Source organism: Salibacterium qingdaonense (genome assembly GCF_900114715.1).
Taxonomy (GTDB): domain Bacteria; phylum Bacillota; class Bacilli; order Bacillales; family Marinococcaceae; genus Salibacterium; species Salibacterium qingdaonense.
On record NZ_FOTY01000015.1, the window covers coordinates 51,204 to 73,719 of the forward strand.

A 22,516-nucleotide genomic window follows, 5' to 3' on the forward strand; every position below is an offset into this window, starting at 1 on the left:
GCCCTCCTTTTCATTATCAAACATGTCATTGTTTACATGTTTGATTTTATATAATTTATTCTACACCTATGATATAATGCCGTCAATGCAGGTAGAAACGGAGGAATAGTCATGGTAGCGCGAAGAGTGCTGAAGTATGCTATTTTAGGCCTTTTGAGAAAAGATGATAAAAGTGGATATGATATGACGTCCGACTTTAAACAGGCGATCGGACAGTTCTGGAGTGCCAAACACAGCCAGATCTACACGGAATTGAAGAAGCTGCTGGAGGAAGAGCTGATTTCTTCGTACATAGAGCTATCGGGGGAGAAGCTGGAGAAGAAGATGTATACCCTGACAGAGAAAGGAAAAGAAGATCTGCACACGTGGCTTTTAACCCAGGATGATCATCTCGAAACGGAGAAAGATGTGTTCGCGCTGCGGCTTTATTTTCTAAAAGACATCCCCTCTGCAGATCTTCTTGCGTTGTTTGAAAATCAATTAAACCTGCGCACCGATAAATTAAACATGCTGCAAGAACAGTTTGCTTATTACTTCGGAGAGGAGAACCCTGCTGAGGATTTGGATGCCGATGAACTCGGGCATTATTTTGTTTTAACCAAAGCTTTGTCCCGCGAAGAAAATTATATTCACTGGTTAATGGAAAGCATGGATATCATACGGCAGAGGCAGCTTGGAGAGTAACAGGCGGCGCAGGGGAGGCATGTCAGCGCAGCCTGATATTCTTCAAATCATTTTGGTGACGGAGGATGCCGCGCAATTGCTGTATATCGGTTTCGCCTTTGAAGAAATGTTTCGGCACGACAACAGCCCGCTCCTTCGTGAGATATAACTGAAAAAAGTCACGGCGCTCACGTACCCCGTGAAGCCGGTGCCATTCCATGAAGGCCTGTTCCTTTGTTCTCTTTTCATGAAAGCCGTCCTGCTGGAATATGTACGTCACTCCGTCCTCCATCATGGAGTTCCTTTGATTCTGTTTTTTGAATTTATATTTTATGATCATCCACCCTGCAAGCATACCCGCCGCTTCAATCAACAGGGTGATGGCGGCCGTACCAATCACCCCCATCGCAAACTGCAGGTGGAATAGGATATAAATAGGAATCAAAGCAATGACGCCGATGACCACCATTTTTCTCATCGTATGAAGACGAAAATGCTCCAGCGCATCGTGAAGGCCAAGCCTTCCCTCTGCTGTGACGGTGGATTCTTCTGTTGTATCCATAGCTCGAACTCCTTTGCCGGTTGTGTTCGTGTTCCGCTCGAAAACGTTGAGTTTCCGCCCGATTTCGACATGGTTTCGCTCGTTTTCGACAAGAATCCGCTCGAAACAGATGCTTTACCGCTTGCAAACGTCCGAGCTTGTTACACTCAACTCAAAAAAGTGATTCAGCCCCTGTATCCAGCAGTACTCCCCCACCTTTACATTCAATCATCCCTATGATAATTTTTCCAGAGATTATTTGCTTTTCAGATAGGAATAAGAGTATAGTGCTTCTTTGTTTTAAACGAGGAATAACAGTATGTATGAAAAGGAGCATCAAAATGAACCGGCATGAATGGAAGCCCTATGAATACCCCGGCACCAATGTTGCGAGAATCTTTTGTCTGACAGTTATTGCTTGCGGCATCCAGGTGATTCTCGATCATGTTATGCCTTTTCTGCATGAATACTATACCACCATGTATCACGGTGCTGAATTTGTACCTGAAGGATTTCCTAGCGGATTTGATATTTATTATACGGAACTTCCACATGTGTTGCTGGCTTATCTCTTTTTTATCGTACCATTTTCAATGTATGCTTTTACGATAAAGAAGAGTAAGCTTTTTCAAAGTATATTCTTTACCGTGACATCTCTTGCTCTTTTGTCCGTGCACGATTACAATATAGTGATTTCTTATTTAGGACTGTCAGAAACCATCCATCTGTTTAGAAATGCTTATATATCACTGCCTGTCATGGCCGTACTGCATTACTTTTTACCCCAGCCCAATCCAGTTTCCTCCCCTGAAACCAAGAAAAACATGCATAGTACAAAGAACCCTCAAACAGAATAACATCCTTTTCCAGTAACAAATGAAGCACACCCTTCTTTAGGAGTGTGCTTTCAAGCTATCCTCCCAATTTCTATTTCACCAGGGGAAAATCTCTCAAGCCAAGTGGCCCGGTCGAATTCAAGATCTCGTCTAACATATCGCTGTCATTGTATTCACAACCATTCCAACATGGTTTATCCGCTGCTTGAATCCCTTGTTTTTCATCAAAATTTGAATGGTCGTTCGAACGTTCAGCGAATGTTTCTGCTTCCTTTAAAGCATGGTTCAGCGGGCTGTCACTGCTCTCCCCGGTCAAGCTTTTTTGAGCAGCTTTATTATATTCATTCTCCGAAACATTGGAGAAGAAAAAGTCCGTTTTTCTGCCGTCGTATGATATACCGATACCAATCAAATTTCCGTCCTCTTTATAACCCACTCTGCCTTCTATTAAAGCACTGGCTGTTTGCGGGTCGATTTTGTCACCGTTGTTATGGATAAAGGTATAGTCTGACGAAAAGGAGAAAGAATCCTTTCGGACATGAGACAGCTGTAATTGTTCAACAGCTACTTTTTTAAATTCATCCTCAGGCAGATCCACTTCGTACAAATCCTGTGCTGACGCACCGCCGCTAAAAGTTCCGAATAGAACTAACGTAAACACAGTACAGAGTAAAAACCTGGATTGTCCAGCACATAACATTATGCTTCCCTCCTCGCGGGTTATATGTAAAATTCCATATGTGGCTTTTCTTCTTTATAATAATCCAATCTATCCTGCAGGGCTCCGGTATGAAATTCAAACTTATGCCCATCCGGATCCGTAAAGTAGATGGATTTCTTATCCCTATCATCTCGTTCGCGCCCCGGTAACATCGTGACATCCAGATCCAGAAGCTTTTTGTACACCTTGTCAAAATCGGCCTCTTCAATGGAGAAGGCGGTATGAGTGTAAGAGGCGTGAATGTCACCGCGGGGGATATTTTCTTCCACATTCAGTGCGAGCCACATTCCGTTCAAGTCGAAATAAGCAGTGTGCCTGCCTTTCACCAGCAATACTGCTTCAAACACGTTTTGATAAAAACGAATGGACCTCTCCAGATCAGACACCGAAAACAATAAATGATTCAGACCCTTTATGTACACCGCTATCACCTCACATTTACATTCAATCATCCCTATGATAATTTTTCCAGAGACTATTTTCTTTTTTTTAGAGGAGTGTGTGGATATGTTGGAGCGGACAGTACTAAAAAGCAGTCTTTACGGGTTTGTCATCGGCTTATGTGTCATGATTCTCTTCACGCCTTATAAGCAAGTGGAAAGAAAGGCCCCGTCTCCTGGCGTAACCGTAACGGAAACGACCACCTCCAACCTCGGGGAATATATCTTACTTCTGCTTAGAGGCAGCATTGTTTCTGCTATTATTTTTGTGCTGATTAGTCTGGTTCTTGTACAGAGAAAAAAAAGCAAAGAATAAGGACAGCACAATCAAAGAGGGCCCGGTGTGATACATAAAAAGGATGGAGATGAGCATGCTGTTTTCCGCTCGAAAACGTAAGGTTTGCGCCCGTTTTCGACATGGTTTCGCCCGATTTCGACAGGAATTCGCTCGATCCAGCCGCTTTTTCGCTGGAATCGATTCATAACTAAGCTGGCTCTGTCGTTCAGCTGTCTCTGCAGGACGCCGGAGGCATTCTTCCTTTTAAAAAAACTCCTGTGCTTACTCAGCACAGGAGCGTTACCGGTTATTCCGGGATATACGGCAGGTCGCCGTTGTTTGGGATATTGATGACGTGGGTGTCGGTGTAGGCGAGCAGGCCTTCTTTGCCGTATTCGCGCCCGATGCCGGACTGTTTTACACCGCCGAAGGGGTACCGGACATCAAGCCCCTGAACGGCGGCGGTGTTGATCATGGTCGTGCCGGCCTGGATGCGGCGCGCGACTTTCACTGCATGTTCTTCTTCCCCCCATACCGAGCTCGTCAACCCGTAGATACTGCTGTTGGCAAGTTCAATACCGTGTTCGTCTCCGTCAAACGGCAGGATGGGTACGGTCGGTCCGAACTGTTCTTTTTCCACAATCGGATCCTCGTGATCAACGCCGAGTACCATCGTCGGCTGCATAAAATACCCTTCATGGAATACATCTTCATCCAGAATGGTGCCGAGCTTTATGACCTCGGCTCCGTTATTTTCCGCCTGATCCAGCAGGTTCTGCACGTGATCGACCTGCTGCTTGTTATTGATCGGTCCGATCGTGACGTTTTCGTTAAACGGATCGCCGACTCTGATCCACTGATCCGCCGCTTCTTTGTACTTTTTGACAAATTGATCGTAAATCGAGCGGTCCACATAGATCCGCTTAGCAATCATGCAGATCTGACCGGCGGTGAGAAAATTGGAAATGACCATGCGCCGCATCGCCCGCTCATCGTTCACATCAAAGTCGCTCAGCACCACCGCGGCATCATTTCCGCCAAGTTCCAGTGTCAGATTTTTGATGGTATCGGCCGCCGCTTTCATGATGTGTTTTGCTGTTTCAGTACCTCCTGTGAACGCAATTTTTGCGACTTTGGGATTGGAGGTTAATTCCTTCCCAACATCGGCATCCCCGTGAACAAGGTTCAGCACCCCGTCCGGCATTTCTTCAGCGATCATTTCCGCGACCTTTGTCACCGCAAGCGGTGCGTAAGGACTTGGCTTAAGTACCATCGTGTTGCCGGCGAGCAAAGCCGGTGCGATTTTTATGGTAGAGAGGGACAGCGGATAGTTCCACGGCGAAATGGCAGAAACGACACCGATGCCGTCGCGGGCGATGATGGTTCTACCGTTTTCGTCTTCGTTCACTTCACTTTTCAGTACGTCTTCTACGTTGTCACACGCGAATTCCATCCACGCGAGTGACACGCCGATTTCGCCTTCCGCATCATACAACGGCTTGCCGTGTTCTCTCGATAACAGCTCCTTGATCGCCGGCGTGGCATCTTTTATTTTCTGAATCGCTTTTCTCATCCGCTCGATCCGGTCCTCAAGCGGCCGGTTTGTCCAATCAAGAAACGCGTTATCCGCCGCGTCAATCGCACGAACGGCATCCTCTTCTGTATTGACGGGGGAAAAGCCGGCCGTCTGCTGTGGATGAGCGGGATTTTCCCGCGTTTCATACGTTTCGGCTTTTATTTTTTCTCCATGAATAAATCCATCTACGGTCAATTCCTGTTCATACATAGGGGCGTCCCTCCCTTTTTTATTTAAAGCAAAGCCAGCGTGTATGATGTGGGTATTTTTCTGAGACGTTCATTGATGAAGGCACGGGGGGCGTCCGGTTCCTGTTCCTTTATCATTGCCATAACATAGCTTTCCAATCCCCGTTCTGCTTCTATGTCTTCGGGCGGGCTGTCCCCCTGCCCTTCCACGTACACGGCACGCCGTGCAGCGGAAGAAAGCGTCTTTTCGAATGTAATGGTGTGCTGCCAGTCATCTCCGAAATCATACTGGTAGGTGATGTCTGTGTAATCCGGCAGTATGTCTTTCAGTGGAGTGATATGTTCCAGTCGTACTTCCGATTTGCCGGTATCCATAACATCCAGCATATCCAGCGCGCCGTCCATGACAATGGTCATAGGCTTTTGACCGTCTCTTCGTACAAAAAATTGATGAAGGTGCGAGTCCTTCCATTCAAATACGACCTGGATGACCTGATGGAGATGTTCAAACGTAAACGTGGCAGGAACATACACCCGTCTCCAAACGTTATGTTTCTCCAATGGCAGCTCGATATGCAGCTGATACAGCTCCACATCGAGCACCTCCGCCGTGTCATACACACGGCCAAGGCACTCCACCATCCGCTCCGCCGGGAAAAATACGTCCTGTTCTCCTTCCGATTGTATCATCCGGGGTGCCTTCATGCTGAGAGGACACTGGATTTTTCGATCTTCTTCGATAAAAGACCCCTCAAATTCCACATCCACCGCCGCACGATTCATTTTCCCAATCCAACGTTGATCCGATGCTTTCGAGATAACTAAGCCGCCGCCCTCTGACATATAGCGCTCCAGCACGTCTTCCCGGACTCCTTCCATCCGCAGAACCTCTCGTATCGCTTCAGCCATCAGGTCCGGCATTTCCGAAAAATCTTCCTCTTCCACCTCGCCGATAACAATCGGATATCTCGATTCATCATTCATTAACAAAACAGCAGGACGGTCCTCTATCATGATCACATTCGCATGCCACCCCGTAAGAAGGTCGGAACGGTCCCGGGGTCTGTCCGCCGCAGTCAAGTCTTTATCCTTGATCTCCATTTCTTCACGCAGCGCTTTCGTGCACTGAATCAGCATAGGATCCCTCCATCTATGACTACCCGTATATGGATGTAGAATATCCAAGGTTCTTTGTTTCCTTTTCTACATTTATATCACATTTCCCTTTAACCAATCATAGATAACGTGTTCAGTCATTCTTGTAAGCATCAAAAAGGTGCTGCCCTCTTCGAGTGACAGCACCTCACAACTACTTAAAATTTGCCACTTTATTTGAAATGAAATAGGCTGAAGTGGCAATCAACAGCCCCATCATTATAGGGAAAGAACCTAAACGAGTCCCAAAAGTTATTTCTTGACTTGAAAAACTTCCTCCACTCGAGAAATCAGGAGTAAACATAGATGTTAGTATCGTGCCCGATAAAATCTGAAACACGACGTATAGCAGCCCAAAACTAACTATAAACACCAAATATTTTTTCATATTTGCCCCCTTATTTTCCATGCCTTATACTGAATTAATTGTAACAAAAAAAGACAGCACCTTAAATGTTACTATGAAGTTGTCCTGATTAAACTGCTTTCTTTCAAAAGTAAATGGCCACTAAGATTTAGTTCTTGAATTGGGAACGGCACTTCCTGAGAAAAAAGATATTCCGGGACATTGCCGGACCACCTATTCCGTATTCCCTAACTTACTAATCGCTTTCTCCCTAAACTCACCATCTTCCACCATCGCGTTTAAGAAATCATGAAAGACTTTCCGTATCCATAACAATTCATACCGCTTTTCATCTTGAACAAACACGGAAAGAGCTGCCGACTCTTGACCATCCGTTTGATATATCGCTGAAGTCAGTGTAAACGCTGTTGATCCTCCCTTAAACCACCGCCGCTTTCCGCTCTCGTTTGCTCTTCCAAGAATGCGGTCAACCAATTCCTTGTCATCGTCTGATAAATCATCCGATTCGCCTGTCCGCATCATAAACGCTGCGTATTGTTCTGTCGTCGAAGAAGGTAATTTATCCATCAAAACACGCTGAACGGTCATGTCGTTAATGGTCGACAATTCCTTGAGATAGGGACCTGCCTTTTTGTTTAACACGTTATGTAACATCATATTGGACAAGTTCTCAAATTCGTTTTGATTCATCTCTTTTATCGTCTGAACCATCTGTGCTTTCTTCCAGCCATACTCAACTTTTAAATAGGCAGGAATCAACATTGCTGAACTAAAAGCATAAATCGCTGAATGAGGATGGAGACTGTACTTTGTAAGAGTGTGATTAATACGATCTGCACCTAACTCATGAAAAAGAAAGTCCGTACACGCATTGGAACTAAACTGCATCATACCCTGTGCGATTTGAAACAAATTGACCTCATCCCCTATATTATTCTCTGTCTTCCATCTTGGATGAGCTCCTCCATCCGTATTCTCGAAATAGAGAACATCAAGATCCTCTACTTTAACCTTCTTATCAAGCACGACTTTCTTTTCTTTTACCGCTTCAACCAAGGTAAAAAGGTAAATCAATTTAACAGTACTGGCAAGCGGCATTTCTTTATCTTCATTGAAGGTGAGCAGCTTACTCTTATTTTCCAATAAAGTTACTGAGCAGGCGTCTCGGTGTTCTTCAATATAGGTGAGAAGGTCTTCTTTTGTTTTTGATAAGTGTTTCCTTCTTACTACATATACCATAATGGTTGGGATAATGATTAAAAGCATCAACACCCCGACGATTATTACTAAAAGTAATTTCATCATATACTCCTTTTAAAAAATGCTCCTGTGCTCAGCACGGGAGCGTAATGATACAGCTTTAGAGTTTCACTTGAGCTTTTCCAGACGTTCATCTAATGCTTTCCTGTCTTCCTTATCTTCGGCGGTCGCAAGCCCTTTTTCATACAAAACCTATGCTTTATGATCATTCATCCTTCCTAACTGAACAACTACCCGGCTGAATAAAATTCCTTTAAGACGGAGCCCGGGAAACCTCCCCCGCTCCGTTTTTTTATAAAAAATTTTTATGTGTGAAGAATTCTCACATTCGATGGGTGAGGTCTGAATATCCGCGGAAATCCAGGAGATTATTCGTGAACACCCGTCATGGAGTGATATGAAGCGGAAACTGATACGAATTCGACTATTAAACAGAGGAAAATCAAGATTATGTATTAGCCTTTTCAACCAAAGAAAATCACGGGCTTTTAGATAATATACACAATGACGAGGGGGAGAAGCAACCTTATAATCCCTGTCAGAAAAGTTAATAAAATTGAAGATAAAATGCTGAAAGAAAGGCTGGGTATCAGTTGTGATTATGATTTATTTTACGGAAGGGGCTTTTTATACATAAAAAAATGGCAGCTTTCAAGCAGGTTTTGGATTTCTATGCAATGTTAAAAAGAAGGAGCATATTGAAAAATACCATTGATTCTATCTAAGGGGAAATGCTTAAAATGGTTGATACAACCCAAAACATACAGTCCAGCGGTTTTAACCAAGAAAATTTAACACCACAAAAACATCGAACGCTCGATAAGGTTTCTTACCTGTTACTGCTTATTGGAGCTGCTGTAGCCATCAATGCTTTTATGCTGGGAGCAAGCGTCATTGTCCCGGATGGGGAACTGAATTTAGTGCAGGGAACTTTAGCTGCTGTCGTGGGCTTAACGATTGCAACCATTGCTATGAGTATCAACGGACGTCCAGGTCATAAATATGGAATTCCTTTTGTTGTACAGTTACGGACATCTTTTGGAATGACAGGAGCAAAAATTCCCGGTCTTATTCGGGCGGCGCCTGCAGTCTTTTGGTATGGTATACAAAATTGGATAGGTGCATCAGCTATGAACGCTGTATCCATCGAACTCATGGCTTACGATAATATCGTTTTATATTTTATTACCTTTCAAATTCTACAAATTGTTCTTACGGCCACTGGTTTTAAAGGGGTCAAATGGTTGGAGAACATTGGTGCCGTCGGCTTAATCATAGGGCTTGGATATATGTTCTATGTCGTTTATACAAACTTTAATGCTGAAGTGGGACAGCTGATAACTACTGAAGGGACCTGGGGATTAGCCTTTTGGGGAGGTGTTACCGCATTTTTGGCAAATTTTAATACGGTGGCACTGAACATTAGCGATTTAACCCGGCAGGTAGATACTAAAGCAACACCTACTCTAATGTCTATTTTACACTGGATTGGTTTTGTTCCTATCACAACGTTCATGGGAGTTATTGGCATTATGGTAGCTGGAGCAACAGGCTCCTGGGACCCTGTCACGGTCTTTGTGGAGGTTATGCCTAACAGCACTGTACTTATTGTTCTATTATTCTTTATTGCCCTGGCGCAAGTAACAACGAACGTTGTCAACAACGCCATTCCTGCAACGTATGTCATTATGGATGTTTTTAGAGCACCATATGTGAAAACATCAATTGGCATTGGGATCCTGGCAGTACTTACGTTTCCTTGGATCATTCAAACCTCAGATGTATTTCAACTTTTTGTGCAAATCTATTCAGGATTTTTGGGACCAATATTTGCTGTGATGATTGTTGACTATTACATTGTCCGCAGACGAAGCTTAAATATCGAAGAGCTCTACAACAGCAACGGATTTTACAAAGGCATTAACTGGCCGGGAATCATAGCAATTATCGTTGGAGCACTCATTGGCTTTACGGTTGTTGAGATTGCATGGTTTATCAGTTTAGTTCCAGCTGGATTATCTTATTATTTACTCATGAGGTACCTGCCAATTAATAAAAACTTTTTAAAAGATTCCATATTTGAGAATAGATCAGATGGGTGGATCGATGGAACAGAAAAAACAAATTCTAAAAATCTATAATATGGAATAAAATAGGTCATGAAAATCACTATCCTTCCTATAAGCTGGTAGTGACTTTCATGGCCCTTTTTTTGGTACAAACCTAACAGCTGCCAATTATCCGCGCCCCAAATAGGTAAGCAGAGCAGGTAGGTTGAAACCACAAGAGTCCAAGAACGGCAAGCGACAATACCGTCTGATTCACTTAAAGCAGTCTGACCCCGTCCCGATTTCGCGGCGTTTTCCGGGTTTATTTTCACAAAAGAAAAAGGGCTGCAGTGAAGGAGCAGGACCTCAGGAATCCGCCCCCTTCCCCCCTTCAGTCAAACACTTTTCTCAGCTTTCTTTTCCAACCATGTCACCGACTCGATATGATTCGTCTGCGGAAACATGTCGACGGGCTGCACTTCCTGGGCCGCGTACCCGCCGTCTTCGAGAATCTTGAGGTCGCGGGCGAGGGTGGCCGGGTTGCAGGAGACGTAGACGATTTTTTCCGGCTGCATGTCTATCATGGTCTGGAGCAGTTTTTCGTCGCAGCCTTTGCGGGGCGGGTCGACGACGAAGACATCGGGCTGGAGGCCGTTTGCTTGGTGCCACCAGGGGACAAGTTCTTCGGCTTCTCCGACGGCAAAGGTAGTGACATCATCGAGCTTGTTCAGCTCGGCGTTTCGTTTGGCGTCGGTGACGGCTTCCGGAATGGATTCGACGCCGTAGACGTGACGGGCCTTTCGCGCGAGAAAGAGAGAAATCGTGCCGATGCCGCAGTAGGCGTCGATGACGGTTTCGTTACCGCGCAGGTCGGCGTATTCCAGTGCTTTGTCGTAGAGTGCTTTCGTCTGCTCCGGATTCACCTGGTAAAAGGAACGCGCCGATATGGCAAAAGAGATGCCGCCGATCGTATCGTAAATGTGTTCGTTCCCCCAGATGAGGGTTGTTTTTTCTCCGTAAATGGCATTGGTCCGCTTCGTGTTGATGTTCTGCATAATCGAGGTGACGTTTGGCATCGCTTCGGTAATATCACGGACGATATCTTTTTTGTGCGGCAGGTCGGGGCCGTTTGTCACGAGCACAATCATAAGCTCTCCGGTGGTATGGGCCTGGCGCGTAACGACGTGGCGGAGCGTACCGCGGGCGTTTTCCTCGTCATAGGCTTTGATGTTGTACTGATCAGCGATGCGTTTGACGGTCTGCACCGCTTCATCGTTCGCTTCTTTCTGGATGATACAGCTTTCCATGTCCATGATGCGGTGCGAGCGTTTCTGAAAAAAGCCGGCTTTCAGGTGGCCGTCGCTGCGTGTGCCGACCGGGACCTGCGCTTTGTTGCGGTAACGCCATGGGTCTTCCATACCGATCGCCCGATGAACGGGGACGTTGTCGATCCCGCCGATACGGGTGATGGCGTCCTGCACCTGCTTGTGCTTGAATCGGAGCTGGGCGTCGTAGGTCATATGCTGCAGCTGACAGCCGCCGCATTGGTAATAAATTGGGCACGGTGCTTCGGTACGTTCGCTGCTTTCTTCGATCCGTTCTATGATCCGGCCGAAGCCGTAGCCTTTTTTCGTTTTGAGGACTTTGATCTGCGCGGTTTCGCCGGGGAGGCCGTACGGGACGAAGAGCGCGTACCCGTCCACCTTCGCGACACCGTCCCCTTCATGGGTAAGATCCTCGATCACCGCGGTGATAACGTCATTTTTCTGTACCGGCGCATCCGTGTGCTGCTTCTTTGCCATAATAGTTGATCCTTTCTCTCGATGAATCTGTGCTGTCCGCTATTTTAACACATGTGGAGGAGGGCTGGCTCGATGGGGGTTCGCTCGAAATAATATGGTTTTCGCTCGAAATCGGAGTCGTTTCGCCCGCTTTCGACAATATTTCGCCCGCAATCAACAAACATTCGCCTGATTCAACAAACGGCCGCCTCCCTCTTCCCTGATTTTCAATCCAGCAGAATCTTGTATTTCACCGCCCGCCCGGATCCAGATGCAGGATACGAGAGGGAGCGAAGCAGCCGCTTCATGGTAGAAGGAGATGAAATATGGAGAAAAGAGGCCGCTTCCTGATTGGAGATACGGGGGTGAATAAGAAATGCGTAGTCCTGCAATGCCTGGTGGTGTGCCTTTTTCGAGGTACATCCGCAGTGTGGACACAGCCAGTTTCCGTGGATGCGCTCCATGACAGTTTTGCCGCAGGCCGGACAGAATACGCCCTTCACCAGATCCGAAGAGGGAATATGATGGCGGTGCAGCGGGTTCTGCGGAGATTCAGAGTGTGCAGCAAGGAGAAGACGGATAAGTTCGCGGACATCCGCATCGGATAAGACGGGATCTGGATAGTGACGGTGCAGCTCATGAATTTTATCAGGCAGCAGGTAAGCGGGAATCACTTGGGGATACATGCCGGCGGTGCCGTTTTTACGTTTCAAAACAGATCGTGGATGAGCCATAACAACAAGGGTCTTTATAGGGAGAGAAGGTATATGATTCCGCTCAAGCCACCAACCCATCTGCATTTTATGTCTGTCTGCCTGATGAACCGGATGCTGAAATGCTTCTTCTTTTTCATTATCGAACCGGATCAGCTGATGGAATTCAGCGTCCAAGGTGAGAATACCGGTGATGTTTTTAACTTCAACGAGGATGATGCATGAGGTCGTGAGGAGGAGTGTATCAATCTGAAAAGAGCGCGTGCCGTCGTGCAGGCGGAGGTTATGGAGAATACGCCAATCCTCGTTCAGAAATCCGAGATGGTAGTCTATCGACTGTTCTCCTTTGAAACCGGCCCTCCACCTGGCAAGTTCATTTTCCACTTCGGCTCGTTTCGGATGGAACGCCGGAAGACGCCGGTCGAGCGCCTGAAGTTTCTGGAGATAAAGAGGTATGGTTCGGGATTTTTCAATCAAGCACATCACGTTCCTTTCGTTTCGCCGGCAAATGTTCATTTCCGCTTGCAATCGACATGGTTTCGCCCGCTTTCGACACGATTTCGCCCGAATCCACCGGCAAATCGCCCGTTACGCCTGCTAATCCGCATACACCGATCCCAGCTGCTTTCTTATTATAATAAAAATATCAAAATTGTTCCAATCTTTCTTTTCAGGTATGATGGACAAAAGGAGGTTTTTGTCATGCAGTATCGGAGACTTGGAAACAGCGGACTCAAAGTGAGTGAAATTGGACTTGGCAGCTGGTTGACGTACGGATCCACCGTGGAGGACAACAACGCGGCCGATATTATCCGCACCGCCTATGAACGCGGGATTAATTTTTTTGATACCGCTAACGTGTACAACCGGGGGGAAGCGGAGAAAGTCGTGGGGCGCACCCTCCGCGAATTCGAGCGCGACAGCTATGTACTGGCGACGAAGGTCTATTTTCCAATGGGAGACGGCCCGAATGACAAAGGCTTGTCCCGCAAACATATTATGGAGCAGTGCGATGCCAGTCTGAAACGGCTCGGTGTGGACTATATCGATCTCTATCAGTGCCACCGTTTTGACACCGAAACGCCCGTCGAAGAAACGTTGATGGCGCTCGATGACCTCGTCCGGCAGGGCAAAGTGCTGTACTACGGGTTCAGCGAATGGTCGGCGGCCCAGATCACCGATGCCGTGCATACCGCAAAAGACCGCAACCTCCATGCGCCGGTTTCGAACCAGCCGATCTACAACATGATCAAGCGGTATATTGAAAAAGAAGTGCTCCCGGTCAGTCAGCGGGAAGGCATCGGCCAGGTCGTTTTCTCGCCGCTTGCCCAGGGTGTTCTTACCGGTAAATACAAACCGAAAGAAAAGTACCCCGAAGGCAGCCGTGCCGCCCATGAAGACATCGGGAAATTTGTAAGCGGATTTCTCGCCGAACCGATTCTCGAACAGGTGGAGCGGCTTGAAAAGATTGCCCATGAAGAGCTCAACATCAAATTGTCCCAGCTCGCACTCGCCTGGATTCTGCGTCAGCCGGGCGTCAGCTCCGCCATTGTCGGTGCCAGCCGCCCTTCCCAGCTTGAAGAGAACCTGAAAGCGACGGAAGTGGAACTCGGCGGAGACGTTTTCCATGAAATCGAAGAGATTCTAAAAGAAATCGAAGCCATAAAGACGTAACAATGAAAGCACCCGCACCGCCGCTTCCTGGTGCGTCCCTATAACCTGTTCCGGTACCTGCCGGAACAGGTTTTTCTTTCCAAAGACTTATTTCATTCTTCTTTCGTTCATAGTAAAATAAATATGAGAGCGATTACATGAAAGAAGGGAGTGAGTTCTTCCCGCTTGTGACGGACTGTAAAGCATAGGTTATGGACAGGCTTTTCTATTCTAATTCTGAAAGGAGACATGTCATTATGCGTTATGATGCACCGAATACACCCGGCAGTCTCGTACAGTTCAGCGATCGTTACGACCATTTCATAGGCGGGGAGTACAAAGCTCCGGCAAAAGGAGAATATTTTGACAATGTCTCCCCTGTTACCGGCGGAGTGTTCTGCCAGGTTGCCCGCGGCACCGCGGATGACGTGGAAGCGGCGGTGGATGCCGGCGAACAGGCGCAAGACGCGTGGGCCCGCACGTCACTGTCGGAACGGGGGAATATTTTAAATAAAATTGCGGATCGTATCGAAGAGAATGCCGAAATGCTGGCGGTGGCCGAAACTTGGGACAACGGCAAGGCGGTGCGGGAGTGCCTGAATGCCGATATCCCGCTTGCAGTCGATCATTTCCGTTACTTCGGCGGTGTGATCCGGGCGCAGGAAGGCTCCATCAGCCAGATTGATGATGACACGGTGGCCTATCACTTTCATGAACCTCTCGGGGTTGTCGGTCAGATTATCCCGTGGAACTTCCCGATTCTGATGGGAACCTGGAAAGTGGCCCCTGCTCTTGCGGCGGGGAACTGCGTCGTATTGAAACCGGCGGAACAGACACCGGCTTCCTTCCACATCCTGCTTGATCTGATCAAAGATCTGCTGCCGCCTGGCGTTCTGAATGTGGTGAACGGATTCGGCGCAGAGGCCGGCAAGCCGCTTGCCTCCAACAGCCGCATCGCCAAAATCGCCTTCACCGGCGAAACCACGACCGGACGGCTGATCATGCAGTATGCCTCGGAAAATATTATTCCGGTCACACTCGAGCTCGGCGGCAAGTCGCCGAACATTTTCTTCTCCGACGTGATGAAGGAAGACGATAAATTTCTCGATAAAGCAGTGGAAGGTTTCGTTATGTTTGCCCTCAACCAGGGCGAAGTCTGCACATGCCCGTCCCGCGCCCTTATTCACGAATCCATTTATGATGAATTTATGGAACGGGCGCTGAAGCGGGTCGAAGCCATTCAAGCCGGTCATCCGCTCGATACGGAAACGATGATGGGCGCGCAGGCGTCCAAGGAGCAGATGGACAAAATCGTCTCCTACCTTGATATCGGTAAACAGGAAGGCGCCGAGCTCCTTACCGGCGGTGAAGTGAATGAGCTCGAAGGAGATATGGCGGGCGGTTATTATGTGCAGCCGACCATCTTTAAAGGAAACAACAAGATGCGCATTTTCCAGGAGGAAATTTTCGGGCCGGTGCTTGCGGTGACCACGTTCAAAACGAACGAAGAAGCGCTTGAAATCGCCAATGACACGCTGTATGGCCTCGGCGCCGGCGTCTGGACGCGCGACATGAACACCGCCTACCGTTTCGGACGCGAAATTCAGGCGGGCCGGGTCTGGACGAACTGCTACCATGATTATCCGGCACATGCGGCGTTTGGCGGCTACAAAAAATCCGGCATCGGCCGCGAAAACCATAAGATGATGCTCGGCCATTACCAGCAGACGAAAAACCTGCTCGTCAATTACGGAGATACCGGCCTCGGATTTTTCTAAACCCTGATGCAGAAAGGATGAATGCAGATGACAGTCGATAGAGTGACGGCGACAGAGGAAGCCCTTGCGTTCATCAAAACATTGGAAGAAAAACACGGCTCTCTCATGTTCCATCAGTCCGGCGGGTGCTGCGACGGCAGTTCCCCGATGTGCTTTGCACGCGGGGAATTCCGTATCGGAGACAGTGACGTCTACCTCGGCGATATCGGCGGGATGCCGTTTTACATGTCCCAGGATCAATATGAATACTGGAAACACACCCAGCTCATCATTGACGTCGTGGACGGACGCGGCGGCATGTTCTCCCTCGACGGACCTGAAGGCAGACGGTTCCTCACCCGTTCGCGCATGTACTCGCAGGATGAACGCGAAGCCATGAAAAAGGAAGAAACCGCGAATTGAGCAGCCGGGGTGGTATACCCCGCTGCTTTTTTTCGGATACTAAGCACACGTTCGTGTTGATTTTTTACCGCTTTCCTACTATTCTTTACAGTAAGGAGAATTCTGTTATTTTTTTCGAAAGGAGACGGTCTGACATGCCGCACTGGTTTATTATTTTCACCGTTATTGTATCAGTGGCTACTGGAATCTGGTCATTTTTGAACATCCGCCGCGGGTATTAATCCGTTATGCCAACAGATAAGATGCAGGAGGAGATGAACGGTTGAAAATTGCAGCAGGATTGATTCTCGGAGCAGGACTGCTTACTCCATTCTCCGACTTTTCCATTTCAAACAACATGTTCTTTCAAAAAGACACGAAAGAACAGCAGGAAGAAACTTCGGAAGAAGCATCGGAAGAAAAGCAGTGGGAAGAGCGCTGGAGTGAAGCCCAGCAGGCAGCAGAAGAAGCTGGTGAAGATAACCGGAGCGAAGAAGAAAAGCTTGAAGATTTTGATCAGCAGTGGAATCAGTTTGGACAGGACAACACATCCAGCTCATCCGGCGGCACCGAAAGCAGCAGTTGGAGCGGGCTGCCCTCTATAGGAATTCAGGGTCCGGAGTCAGAGAATACCAATTCTGAGGCCGCAGAGGAATCGGAAGAAGAGCCTTCCTTTAACGAAACTTGGAACGACTTCGGCCGGGAGTTTGATAATACATACGAACAAACCGAAGACAGCTTCGACTGGGAAAGCTCCTTTGACAGCCGCTTGGGAACGTATCAGATAACCGAACAAACTTCAAAGCCGGAGTAATCCGGTTCCTCCACGCGAAAGCACCGCCAATGAGCGGTGCTTTCATTCTTCCTCCGTACTTTCTTCCGGGCAGAACAGCTCGAGATGCTGGTGAAGGTTGACGAACTCGCCGGGAAGTTGTCCGCCGTATTCCCCGTCCAGGTTGAGTTCCATGTCCCCTTCCACATGGATTTTCACCCGGTTGGCCTGCACGTACATTAATTTTTCATGCTGCAGATGTTCCCCATTCAGTGCCTGCGTGCCGATCCGGATCAGTTCCGGTATGGTCGTTTTCGTGATGATAATCATATCAAACATGCCGTCATTATAACTCGCATCCGGAACAAGTTTCTCAAAACCGCCCACGGAGTTCGTGTTGGCGATCAGAAACAACATGATTTCCCCTTCAAACCATTTCCCGTCATATTCAATCTGCGCCATCTTCGGCTTTAGAAAGCGAAGTTTCTCAAAGCCTTTGACATAATAGGCAAAATGACCAAGCGTTGTCTTCAGTTTGCTGGGAGTGTCATACGTCAGCTCCGTCAACTTTCCGCCGGCTGCTATATTAATGAAGTACTGGCCGTTCACCCGGCCGATGTCAATCGGCTCACTGTGACCTCCGCTTATAATATCGCACACTCCGGCAATGTCATTTCGCTGGATGCCGAGCGCCCGGGCAAGGTCATTGGTTGTACCGGCCGGAATAATACCGAGCTTCGGCCGTTTCTTCTGTCCGGCCAGGCCGTTTACAACCTCAAAGATGGTACCGTCTCCTCCGGCGGCCACTACAACGTCAAAACCTCGCTCTGCCGCACGCGCTGCTTCAGCTCGTGCATCACTTTCCTGTTTTGTCTGGTGGGCAGACGTCTCATATCCCGCCTGCTCCAGACGGTCGAGGATGTAGGGCAGCTGCTTTTTCATCTGTTCTTTTCCGGCGGTGGGGTTATAAATCACTCGTGCTTGCTTCATAGCGTTTCTCCTAAGTTATTATTAGAATGCTTCTTTCTTCTATCTTACAGGAAAGAAACGCTTCTGACGAGAATATCACCTGGATTGGAAGATCAAGGGAATGCTCATCCATCTCTTCGTTTCTACTGTGGAAAAAATGGGAATCATACAGGAAAGACATTTGTGAGGGAGGATTATCATTGACACGGGATATTTTCATTTCTGATATTCACGGACAGTTTGAGACATTTGTGTCACTGTTGAATCGTATCGATTACCAGCCGGAGCAGGACCGGCTTTTTCTGCTCGGGGATTTTATAGACCGCGGACCACAGTCGTTTGATGTTATCCGCTATGTTCTGGAGCTCAAGGAGCAGGACGGTGCCGATATCACCTGCCTTCTTGGCAATCACGAAGACATGATGCTGCAGGCGTTTCAAAACGAGGATACAGGCGGCTTTTCCCTGTGGATGGAAAACGGCGGAGAGAGCACACTGCAAAGCTACGTCGGAGAGGACCTCGCGGACAGTCCGCTTGATGAAATCACTCACGCCATCCGCCGTGATTTTCCGGAACACCTTGATTTCATGGAAAACCTGCAGCGGTTTGAAGAAACATCCGAACACATTCTCGTTCATGCCGGAATTGATCCGTTTGCCGAAGAATGGAAAGAGTCAGAGCCGCGTACCTTCGTCTGGATCCGGTCGCCTTTTCTCGAAAAGCCACACGGGGTGGGGAAAACGGTCATTTTCGGACACACACCGACCCCGACCCTCCACGAAAACGCCGGACCGTGGTTTCAGTCCGACAAAATCGGCATTGACGGGGGAGCCGGGTTCGGAATGCAGTTGAACGCTCTTCTCTTCAATAACGGCAGCTACCATGTAGTATCAGAGCCGGTGCAGGGCTGAAGAACAGAATCGATTTACATAGGCCCCTTATACGATAAGTTGGAGACACTTTTTCATCTTTTTAGTAGAAAAGTGTTTCCTATATGCGGATTACAGTCATTTTCATCCGCATTGCTTTCCTTTTGTCTGTAAAGGGACAAAACACTTCCGGAATTGTCCGTCACACATTCGACCCGGACAGAAAAAAAGCTGCTTTCCCCCATTTAAAAGGAGAAAGCAGCTTTTTGTCTATCAGGCATCCATGCCCATGCCTTCCATAATTAATTTGTTCACCATCTGCGGGTTGGCTTTGCCCTTGGTTTCTTTCATCACCTGGCCGACGAGGAAACCGATGGCTTTGTCCTTCCCGTTCTTATAATCTTCGATGGACTGTGGATTGTTCTCAAGAATCTTGTCCACAATCTGTTTGAGTTCGCCTTCGTCCGAAATCTGAACAAGTCCTTTGTCCTGTACAATCTGTTCCGGATCGCCGCCTTGTTCCATGAGATCAGTAAAGACGGTTTTAGCGATTTTACTGGAAATGGTGCCTTTATCAATCAGAGTCACCAGTTTGGCAAGAGAGGACGGCGTGAGCTCTGTATCGGCAAGCTCCATGTCATGGGAATTCAAGTATCCATTGACATCCCCCATCAGCCAATTGGCAGCCTGCTTGGCGTCGGCGCCTTCATCGATGGTTTCCTGGAAGAAATCCGCCATGTTTTTCGACTGTGTAAGCACGCCTGCGTCGTATGCCGGAAGGTCAAATTCTTCCATATAACGTTCGCGGCGGGCATCCGGAAGTTCCGGAATAGTCGCTTTAATGCTGCTTTTCCAGTCTTCATTGACGTAAAGAGTGACAAGGTCCGGTTCCGGGAAGTAACGGTAATCGTCGGATCCTTCCTTCACACGCATCAACGTCGTTTCTTTCTTCGCGTCATCCCAGCGGCGGGTTTCCTGAAGAATTTCTCCGCCGGAGAGCAGTTCCTGCTCCTGGCGCTTCTCTTCATAAGCCAGACCTTTGTGAACGTTTGTGAAGGAGTTCAGGTTTTTGAGCTCCGTTTTCGTTCCGAATTCTTCCTGCCCCGCCGGTTTCAGCGAAATGTTCGCATCACAGCGGAGAGAGCCTTCTTCCATCTTGCAGTCGGATACTTCCGTATACTGAAGTACGGCTTTCAGCTTTTCAAGATAAGCATACGCTTCTTCCGGTGTTTCAATGTCCGGTTCGGATACAATTTCAATCAGCGGCGTGCCGACACGGTTGAAATCAACGAGACTGTGGTCGTCGTATTCATCGTGGGTGAGCTTACCGGCATCTTCTTCCATATGGATCCGGGTAATGCCGATGTTCTTTTTATAGCCGTCCACCTCGATTTCAAGCGATCCATTTTCACCGATCGGCTTATCAAACTGTGAAATCTGGTAGGCTTTCGGACTGTCGGGATAAAAATAGTTCTTGCGGTCGAACTTGGTTTCCCCGGCGATTTCACAGTTCAAAGCGAGTGAGGCTTTCATGGCGTATTCCACAGCGCGCTGGTTCAAAACCGGGAGCACACCGGGATGGCCGAGACAGACCGGGCACGTGTGCGTGTTGGCCGGTGCCCCGAATTCCGTCGAACAGTTACAGAAAATTTTCGTATCGGTTTTCAGTTCGGCATGGACTTCCAGGCCGATGACGGTATCAAATTTCATCACAGGTTCCCCCCTTACAATTCCGGCTTGGCTTTATAATGTCCGGCTGCCTGCTCGTAAGCATGGGCGGCGCGGTAAACAGTACTTTCTTCAAACGGTCGTGAAATAATCTGCAGTCCGACCGGCAGTCCTTCAGAGAAACCGCACGGCACAGAAATGGCAGGCACTCCGGCAAGGTTAACCGGAATCGTGAGAATGTCATTGGCGTACATCGTGAGCGGGTCGTTCACTTTTTCTCCGATTTTAAAGGCGGTGGTCGGTGCGGTTGGTCCGACGATCACGTCGTATTTCTCCAGAATCTGATCAAAGTCACGTTTGATAAGGGTACGGACCTTCTGGGCTTTCTTGTAGTACGCGTCGTAATAGCCGGAACTGAGTGCAAATGTACCAAGCATAATCCGGCGTTTCACTTCGTCACCGAACCCTTGACTTCTCGTCTCTTTGTACATATCGATCAGGTTGTCCGCATTTTCGGCACGCACGCCGTAACGGACACCGTCAAAGCGGGCGAGGTTTGCGGATGCTTCAGAAGAGGCGAGCAGATAATAAGCTGCCACCGCGTACTGCGAGTGCGGCAGGGAAACTTCTTCCCACTCTGCGCCTTGCTGTTCGAGAACCTTCAGTGCTTCAAGCACCCGGTTCCGGACCCCTTCATGCACCCCTTCGCCGAGGTATTCTTTCGGAACAGCAATTTTCATGCCTTTCACATCACCGGTGAGCGACGATAGATAATCCGAAATACCAACATCAGCAGACGTGGAGTCCCTGCGGTCATGTCCGGCAATCTGTCCGAGCACGAGCGCATTGTCTTCCACGTTTTTTGTCAGCGGACCAATCTGGTCGAGGGAGGAGGCAAAGGCAATCAGCCCGTAACGGGAAACACGGCCGTACGTTGGTTTTAATCCGACTACGCCGCAGTAGGATGCCGGCTGCCGGATCGATCCGCCCGTATCAGAACCAAGGGAAAAGCTTACTTCTCCTGCGGCAACGGACGCCGCCGCGCCGCCGCTTGATCCGCCCGGAACATAATCCGTGTTCCACGGGTTGCGCGCGCTGTAAAAACCGGAGTTTTCATTAGAAGATCCCATGGCAAATTCGTCCATGTTGAGTTTTCCTATCGTGAGAGCGTCCGCCTCTTCCAGGCCGTCCATGACGGTTGCATTGTGCACTGGATCAAAGTTTGCCAGCAGCTGGCTCGCTGCGGTCGTGCGGAGTCCATTTGTAACAATGTTATCTTTGATGCCGGCAGGAAGACCGAACAGCAGCCCGCGTGTGTTACCTGTTCCCATCGCCTCATCCATTTTCGCAGCCTGGTTTCTGGCTGCTTCTTCATTCAGGGTGAGAAACGCCTGAACTTTGTCATCCACCTCTTTGATGCGGGAAAATGAAGCATCAACGAGTTCGGATACTTTCAGTTCTTTATTATGAAGCTTTTTATGTATCCCGGAAAAGCTTTCTTCAAGTATCGACATTCTATTTGTCCCTCCTTTACTCTAACACCGATGGTACTTTCACCTGACCGTCTTCTTGATCCGGCGCGTTCTTCAACGCTTCTTCCCGGTCGAGTGACGGACGTTTTTCATCTTTGCGCAGCACGTTATGAATATCGAGAACGTGGGTTGTTGGTTCCACATCGTCCGTATCCAGTTCATTCAACTGCTCGGCAAATTCGATAATATCATCAAGCTGTTCGGTAAATGTATCGACTTCCTCCTCTGTTACAGAGAGTCTTGCCAGATGCGCCACATGCCTGACCTGATCTTTTGAAATCCGTTCCATGATCTGTCACCTCCGCTAAAACAAATCTTCACAATACCT

Annotated in this window: 22 protein-coding genes; 9 read left to right on the forward strand and 13 right to left on the reverse strand. The window is 48.2% G+C overall.

Annotated elements, in window-relative coordinates; all coding sequences use genetic code 11:
- Positions 1–111 precede the first annotated feature (111 nt).
- Positions 112–684 (forward strand): PadR family transcriptional regulator, encoded by a 573-nt coding sequence (locus BM058_RS11860; RefSeq protein ID WP_090927265.1) that lies wholly within the window; start codon positions 112–114, stop codon positions 682–684.
- Positions 685–706: 22 nt separating this feature from the next.
- Here BM058_RS11860 and BM058_RS11865 read toward each other — a convergent pair whose 3' ends face one another.
- On the reverse strand, positions 707–1,225 hold the full coding sequence (locus BM058_RS11865) for a YcxB family protein (RefSeq protein ID WP_090927266.1): 519 nt from the start codon (positions 1,223–1,225) through the stop codon (positions 707–709).
- A gap of 320 nt (positions 1,226–1,545) precedes the next feature.
- Here BM058_RS11865 and BM058_RS11870 point away from each other — a divergent pair, with 320 nt between their 5' ends.
- Positions 1,546–2,061: a hypothetical protein gene (locus BM058_RS11870; RefSeq protein ID WP_090927267.1), complete on the forward strand. Its 516-nt coding sequence runs from the start codon at positions 1,546–1,548 to the stop codon at positions 2,059–2,061.
- A gap of 70 nt (positions 2,062–2,131) precedes the next feature.
- Here the strand turns inward: BM058_RS11870 and BM058_RS11875 are convergent, their stop codons facing one another.
- Positions 2,132–2,740 carry a hypothetical protein gene (locus BM058_RS11875; RefSeq protein WP_090927268.1) on the reverse strand — a complete coding sequence of 203 codons (609 nt, stop codon included), beginning with the start codon at positions 2,738–2,740 and terminating at the stop codon, positions 2,132–2,134.
- 20 nt (positions 2,741–2,760) lie between these two features.
- Positions 2,761–3,213, reverse strand: coding sequence for a FosM family fosfomycin resistance protein (gene fosM / locus BM058_RS11880; protein WP_407690179.1), 453 nt, complete (start codon positions 3,211–3,213; stop codon positions 2,761–2,763).
- 55 nt (positions 3,214–3,268) lie between these two features.
- On the opposite strand from fosM, the gene BM058_RS11885 reads away from it, so the two are divergent.
- Positions 3,269–3,517: a hypothetical protein gene (locus BM058_RS11885; RefSeq protein WP_090927270.1), complete on the forward strand. Its 249-nt coding sequence runs from the start codon at positions 3,269–3,271 to the stop codon at positions 3,515–3,517.
- A 268-nt stretch (positions 3,518–3,785) separates the two neighbouring features.
- On the opposite strand, the gene BM058_RS11890 is transcribed toward BM058_RS11885, so the two are convergent.
- The 4 genes from BM058_RS11890 to BM058_RS11905 all read right to left on the reverse strand — a co-directional run bounded on the left by BM058_RS11890 (position 3,786) and on the right by BM058_RS11905 (position 8,069).
- Positions 3,786–5,264: an aldehyde dehydrogenase family protein gene (locus tag BM058_RS11890; RefSeq protein ID WP_090927271.1), complete on the reverse strand. Its 1,479-nt coding sequence runs from the start codon at positions 5,262–5,264 to the stop codon at positions 3,786–3,788.
- Between the two features lie 23 nt (positions 5,265–5,287).
- Entirely contained in the window at positions 5,288–6,379 is a 1,092-nt protein-coding gene (locus tag BM058_RS11895) for a plasmid pRiA4b ORF-3 family protein (RefSeq protein ID WP_090927272.1), read from the reverse strand.
- A 172-nt stretch (positions 6,380–6,551) separates the two neighbouring features.
- Entirely contained in the window at positions 6,552–6,785 is a 234-nt protein-coding gene (locus tag BM058_RS11900; RefSeq protein ID WP_090927273.1) for a hypothetical protein, read from the reverse strand.
- Positions 6,786–6,977: 192 nt separating this feature from the next.
- A complete protein-coding gene (locus BM058_RS11905) occupies positions 6,978–8,069 on the reverse strand; it encodes a serine hydrolase (RefSeq protein WP_090927274.1) in 1,092 nt (363 codons plus the stop codon).
- Between the two features lie 695 nt (positions 8,070–8,764).
- Here BM058_RS11905 and BM058_RS11910 point away from each other — a divergent pair.
- Positions 8,765–10,165, forward strand: a complete 1,401-nt coding sequence (locus BM058_RS11910) for an NCS1 family transporter (RefSeq protein ID WP_218151904.1) — start codon at positions 8,765–8,767, stop codon at positions 10,163–10,165.
- Between the two features lie 302 nt (positions 10,166–10,467).
- On the opposite strand, the gene rlmD is transcribed toward BM058_RS11910, so the two are convergent.
- Positions 10,468–11,874 carry a 23S rRNA (uracil(1939)-C(5))-methyltransferase RlmD gene (gene rlmD, locus BM058_RS11915; RefSeq protein WP_090927276.1) on the reverse strand — a complete coding sequence of 469 codons (1,407 nt, stop codon included), beginning with the start codon at positions 11,872–11,874 and terminating at the stop codon, positions 10,468–10,470.
- 206 nt (positions 11,875–12,080) lie between these two features.
- Positions 12,081–13,043: a nuclease-related domain-containing protein gene (locus BM058_RS11920; RefSeq protein WP_177195538.1), complete on the reverse strand. Its 963-nt coding sequence runs from the start codon at positions 13,041–13,043 to the stop codon at positions 12,081–12,083.
- A gap of 225 nt (positions 13,044–13,268) precedes the next feature.
- On the opposite strand from BM058_RS11920, the gene BM058_RS11925 reads away from it, so the two are divergent.
- The 4 genes from BM058_RS11925 to BM058_RS11940 all read left to right on the forward strand — a co-directional run bounded on the left by BM058_RS11925 (position 13,269) and on the right by BM058_RS11940 (position 17,192).
- Positions 13,269–14,240: an aldo/keto reductase family protein gene (locus BM058_RS11925; RefSeq protein ID WP_090927278.1), complete on the forward strand. Its 972-nt coding sequence runs from the start codon at positions 13,269–13,271 to the stop codon at positions 14,238–14,240.
- A 236-nt stretch (positions 14,241–14,476) separates the two neighbouring features.
- Positions 14,477–15,997, forward strand: coding sequence for an acetaldehyde dehydrogenase ExaC (gene exaC, locus BM058_RS11930; RefSeq protein WP_090927279.1), 1,521 nt, complete (start codon positions 14,477–14,479; stop codon positions 15,995–15,997).
- A gap of 27 nt (positions 15,998–16,024) precedes the next feature.
- Positions 16,025–16,399: a DUF779 domain-containing protein gene (locus BM058_RS11935; protein WP_090927280.1), complete on the forward strand. Its 375-nt coding sequence runs from the start codon at positions 16,025–16,027 to the stop codon at positions 16,397–16,399.
- Positions 16,400–16,661: 262 nt separating this feature from the next.
- A complete protein-coding gene (locus BM058_RS11940; protein ID WP_090927281.1) occupies positions 16,662–17,192 on the forward strand; it encodes a hypothetical protein in 531 nt (176 codons plus the stop codon).
- Positions 17,193–17,234: 42 nt separating this feature from the next.
- Here the strand turns inward: BM058_RS11940 and BM058_RS11945 are convergent, their stop codons facing one another.
- Positions 17,235–18,140 (reverse strand): diacylglycerol kinase, encoded by a 906-nt coding sequence (locus BM058_RS11945; protein ID WP_090927282.1) that lies wholly within the window; start codon positions 18,138–18,140, stop codon positions 17,235–17,237.
- Positions 18,141–18,319: 179 nt separating this feature from the next.
- Between BM058_RS11945 and BM058_RS11950 the strand changes: the two genes are divergently transcribed.
- Complete coding sequence (locus tag BM058_RS11950) at positions 18,320–19,030, forward strand: metallophosphoesterase family protein (protein ID WP_177195539.1); 711 nt, start codon at positions 18,320–18,322, stop codon at positions 19,028–19,030.
- A gap of 231 nt (positions 19,031–19,261) precedes the next feature.
- Here BM058_RS11950 and gatB read toward each other — a convergent pair whose 3' ends face one another.
- From gatB to gatC, 3 genes are read right to left on the reverse strand one after another with little or no spacing between them, the layout of a single operon-like run.
- Entirely contained in the window at positions 19,262–20,698 is a 1,437-nt protein-coding gene (gatB, locus tag BM058_RS11955; RefSeq protein WP_090927284.1) for an Asp-tRNA(Asn)/Glu-tRNA(Gln) amidotransferase subunit GatB, read from the reverse strand.
- 14 nt (positions 20,699–20,712) lie between these two features.
- Positions 20,713–22,170: an Asp-tRNA(Asn)/Glu-tRNA(Gln) amidotransferase subunit GatA gene (gene gatA, locus BM058_RS11960; protein ID WP_090927285.1), complete on the reverse strand. Its 1,458-nt coding sequence runs from the start codon at positions 22,168–22,170 to the stop codon at positions 20,713–20,715.
- Positions 22,171–22,186: 16 nt separating this feature from the next.
- Positions 22,187–22,477 (reverse strand): Asp-tRNA(Asn)/Glu-tRNA(Gln) amidotransferase subunit GatC, encoded by a 291-nt coding sequence (gene gatC, locus BM058_RS11965; protein ID WP_090927286.1) that lies wholly within the window; start codon positions 22,475–22,477, stop codon positions 22,187–22,189.
- Between the last annotated feature and the right edge of the window lie 39 nt (positions 22,478–22,516).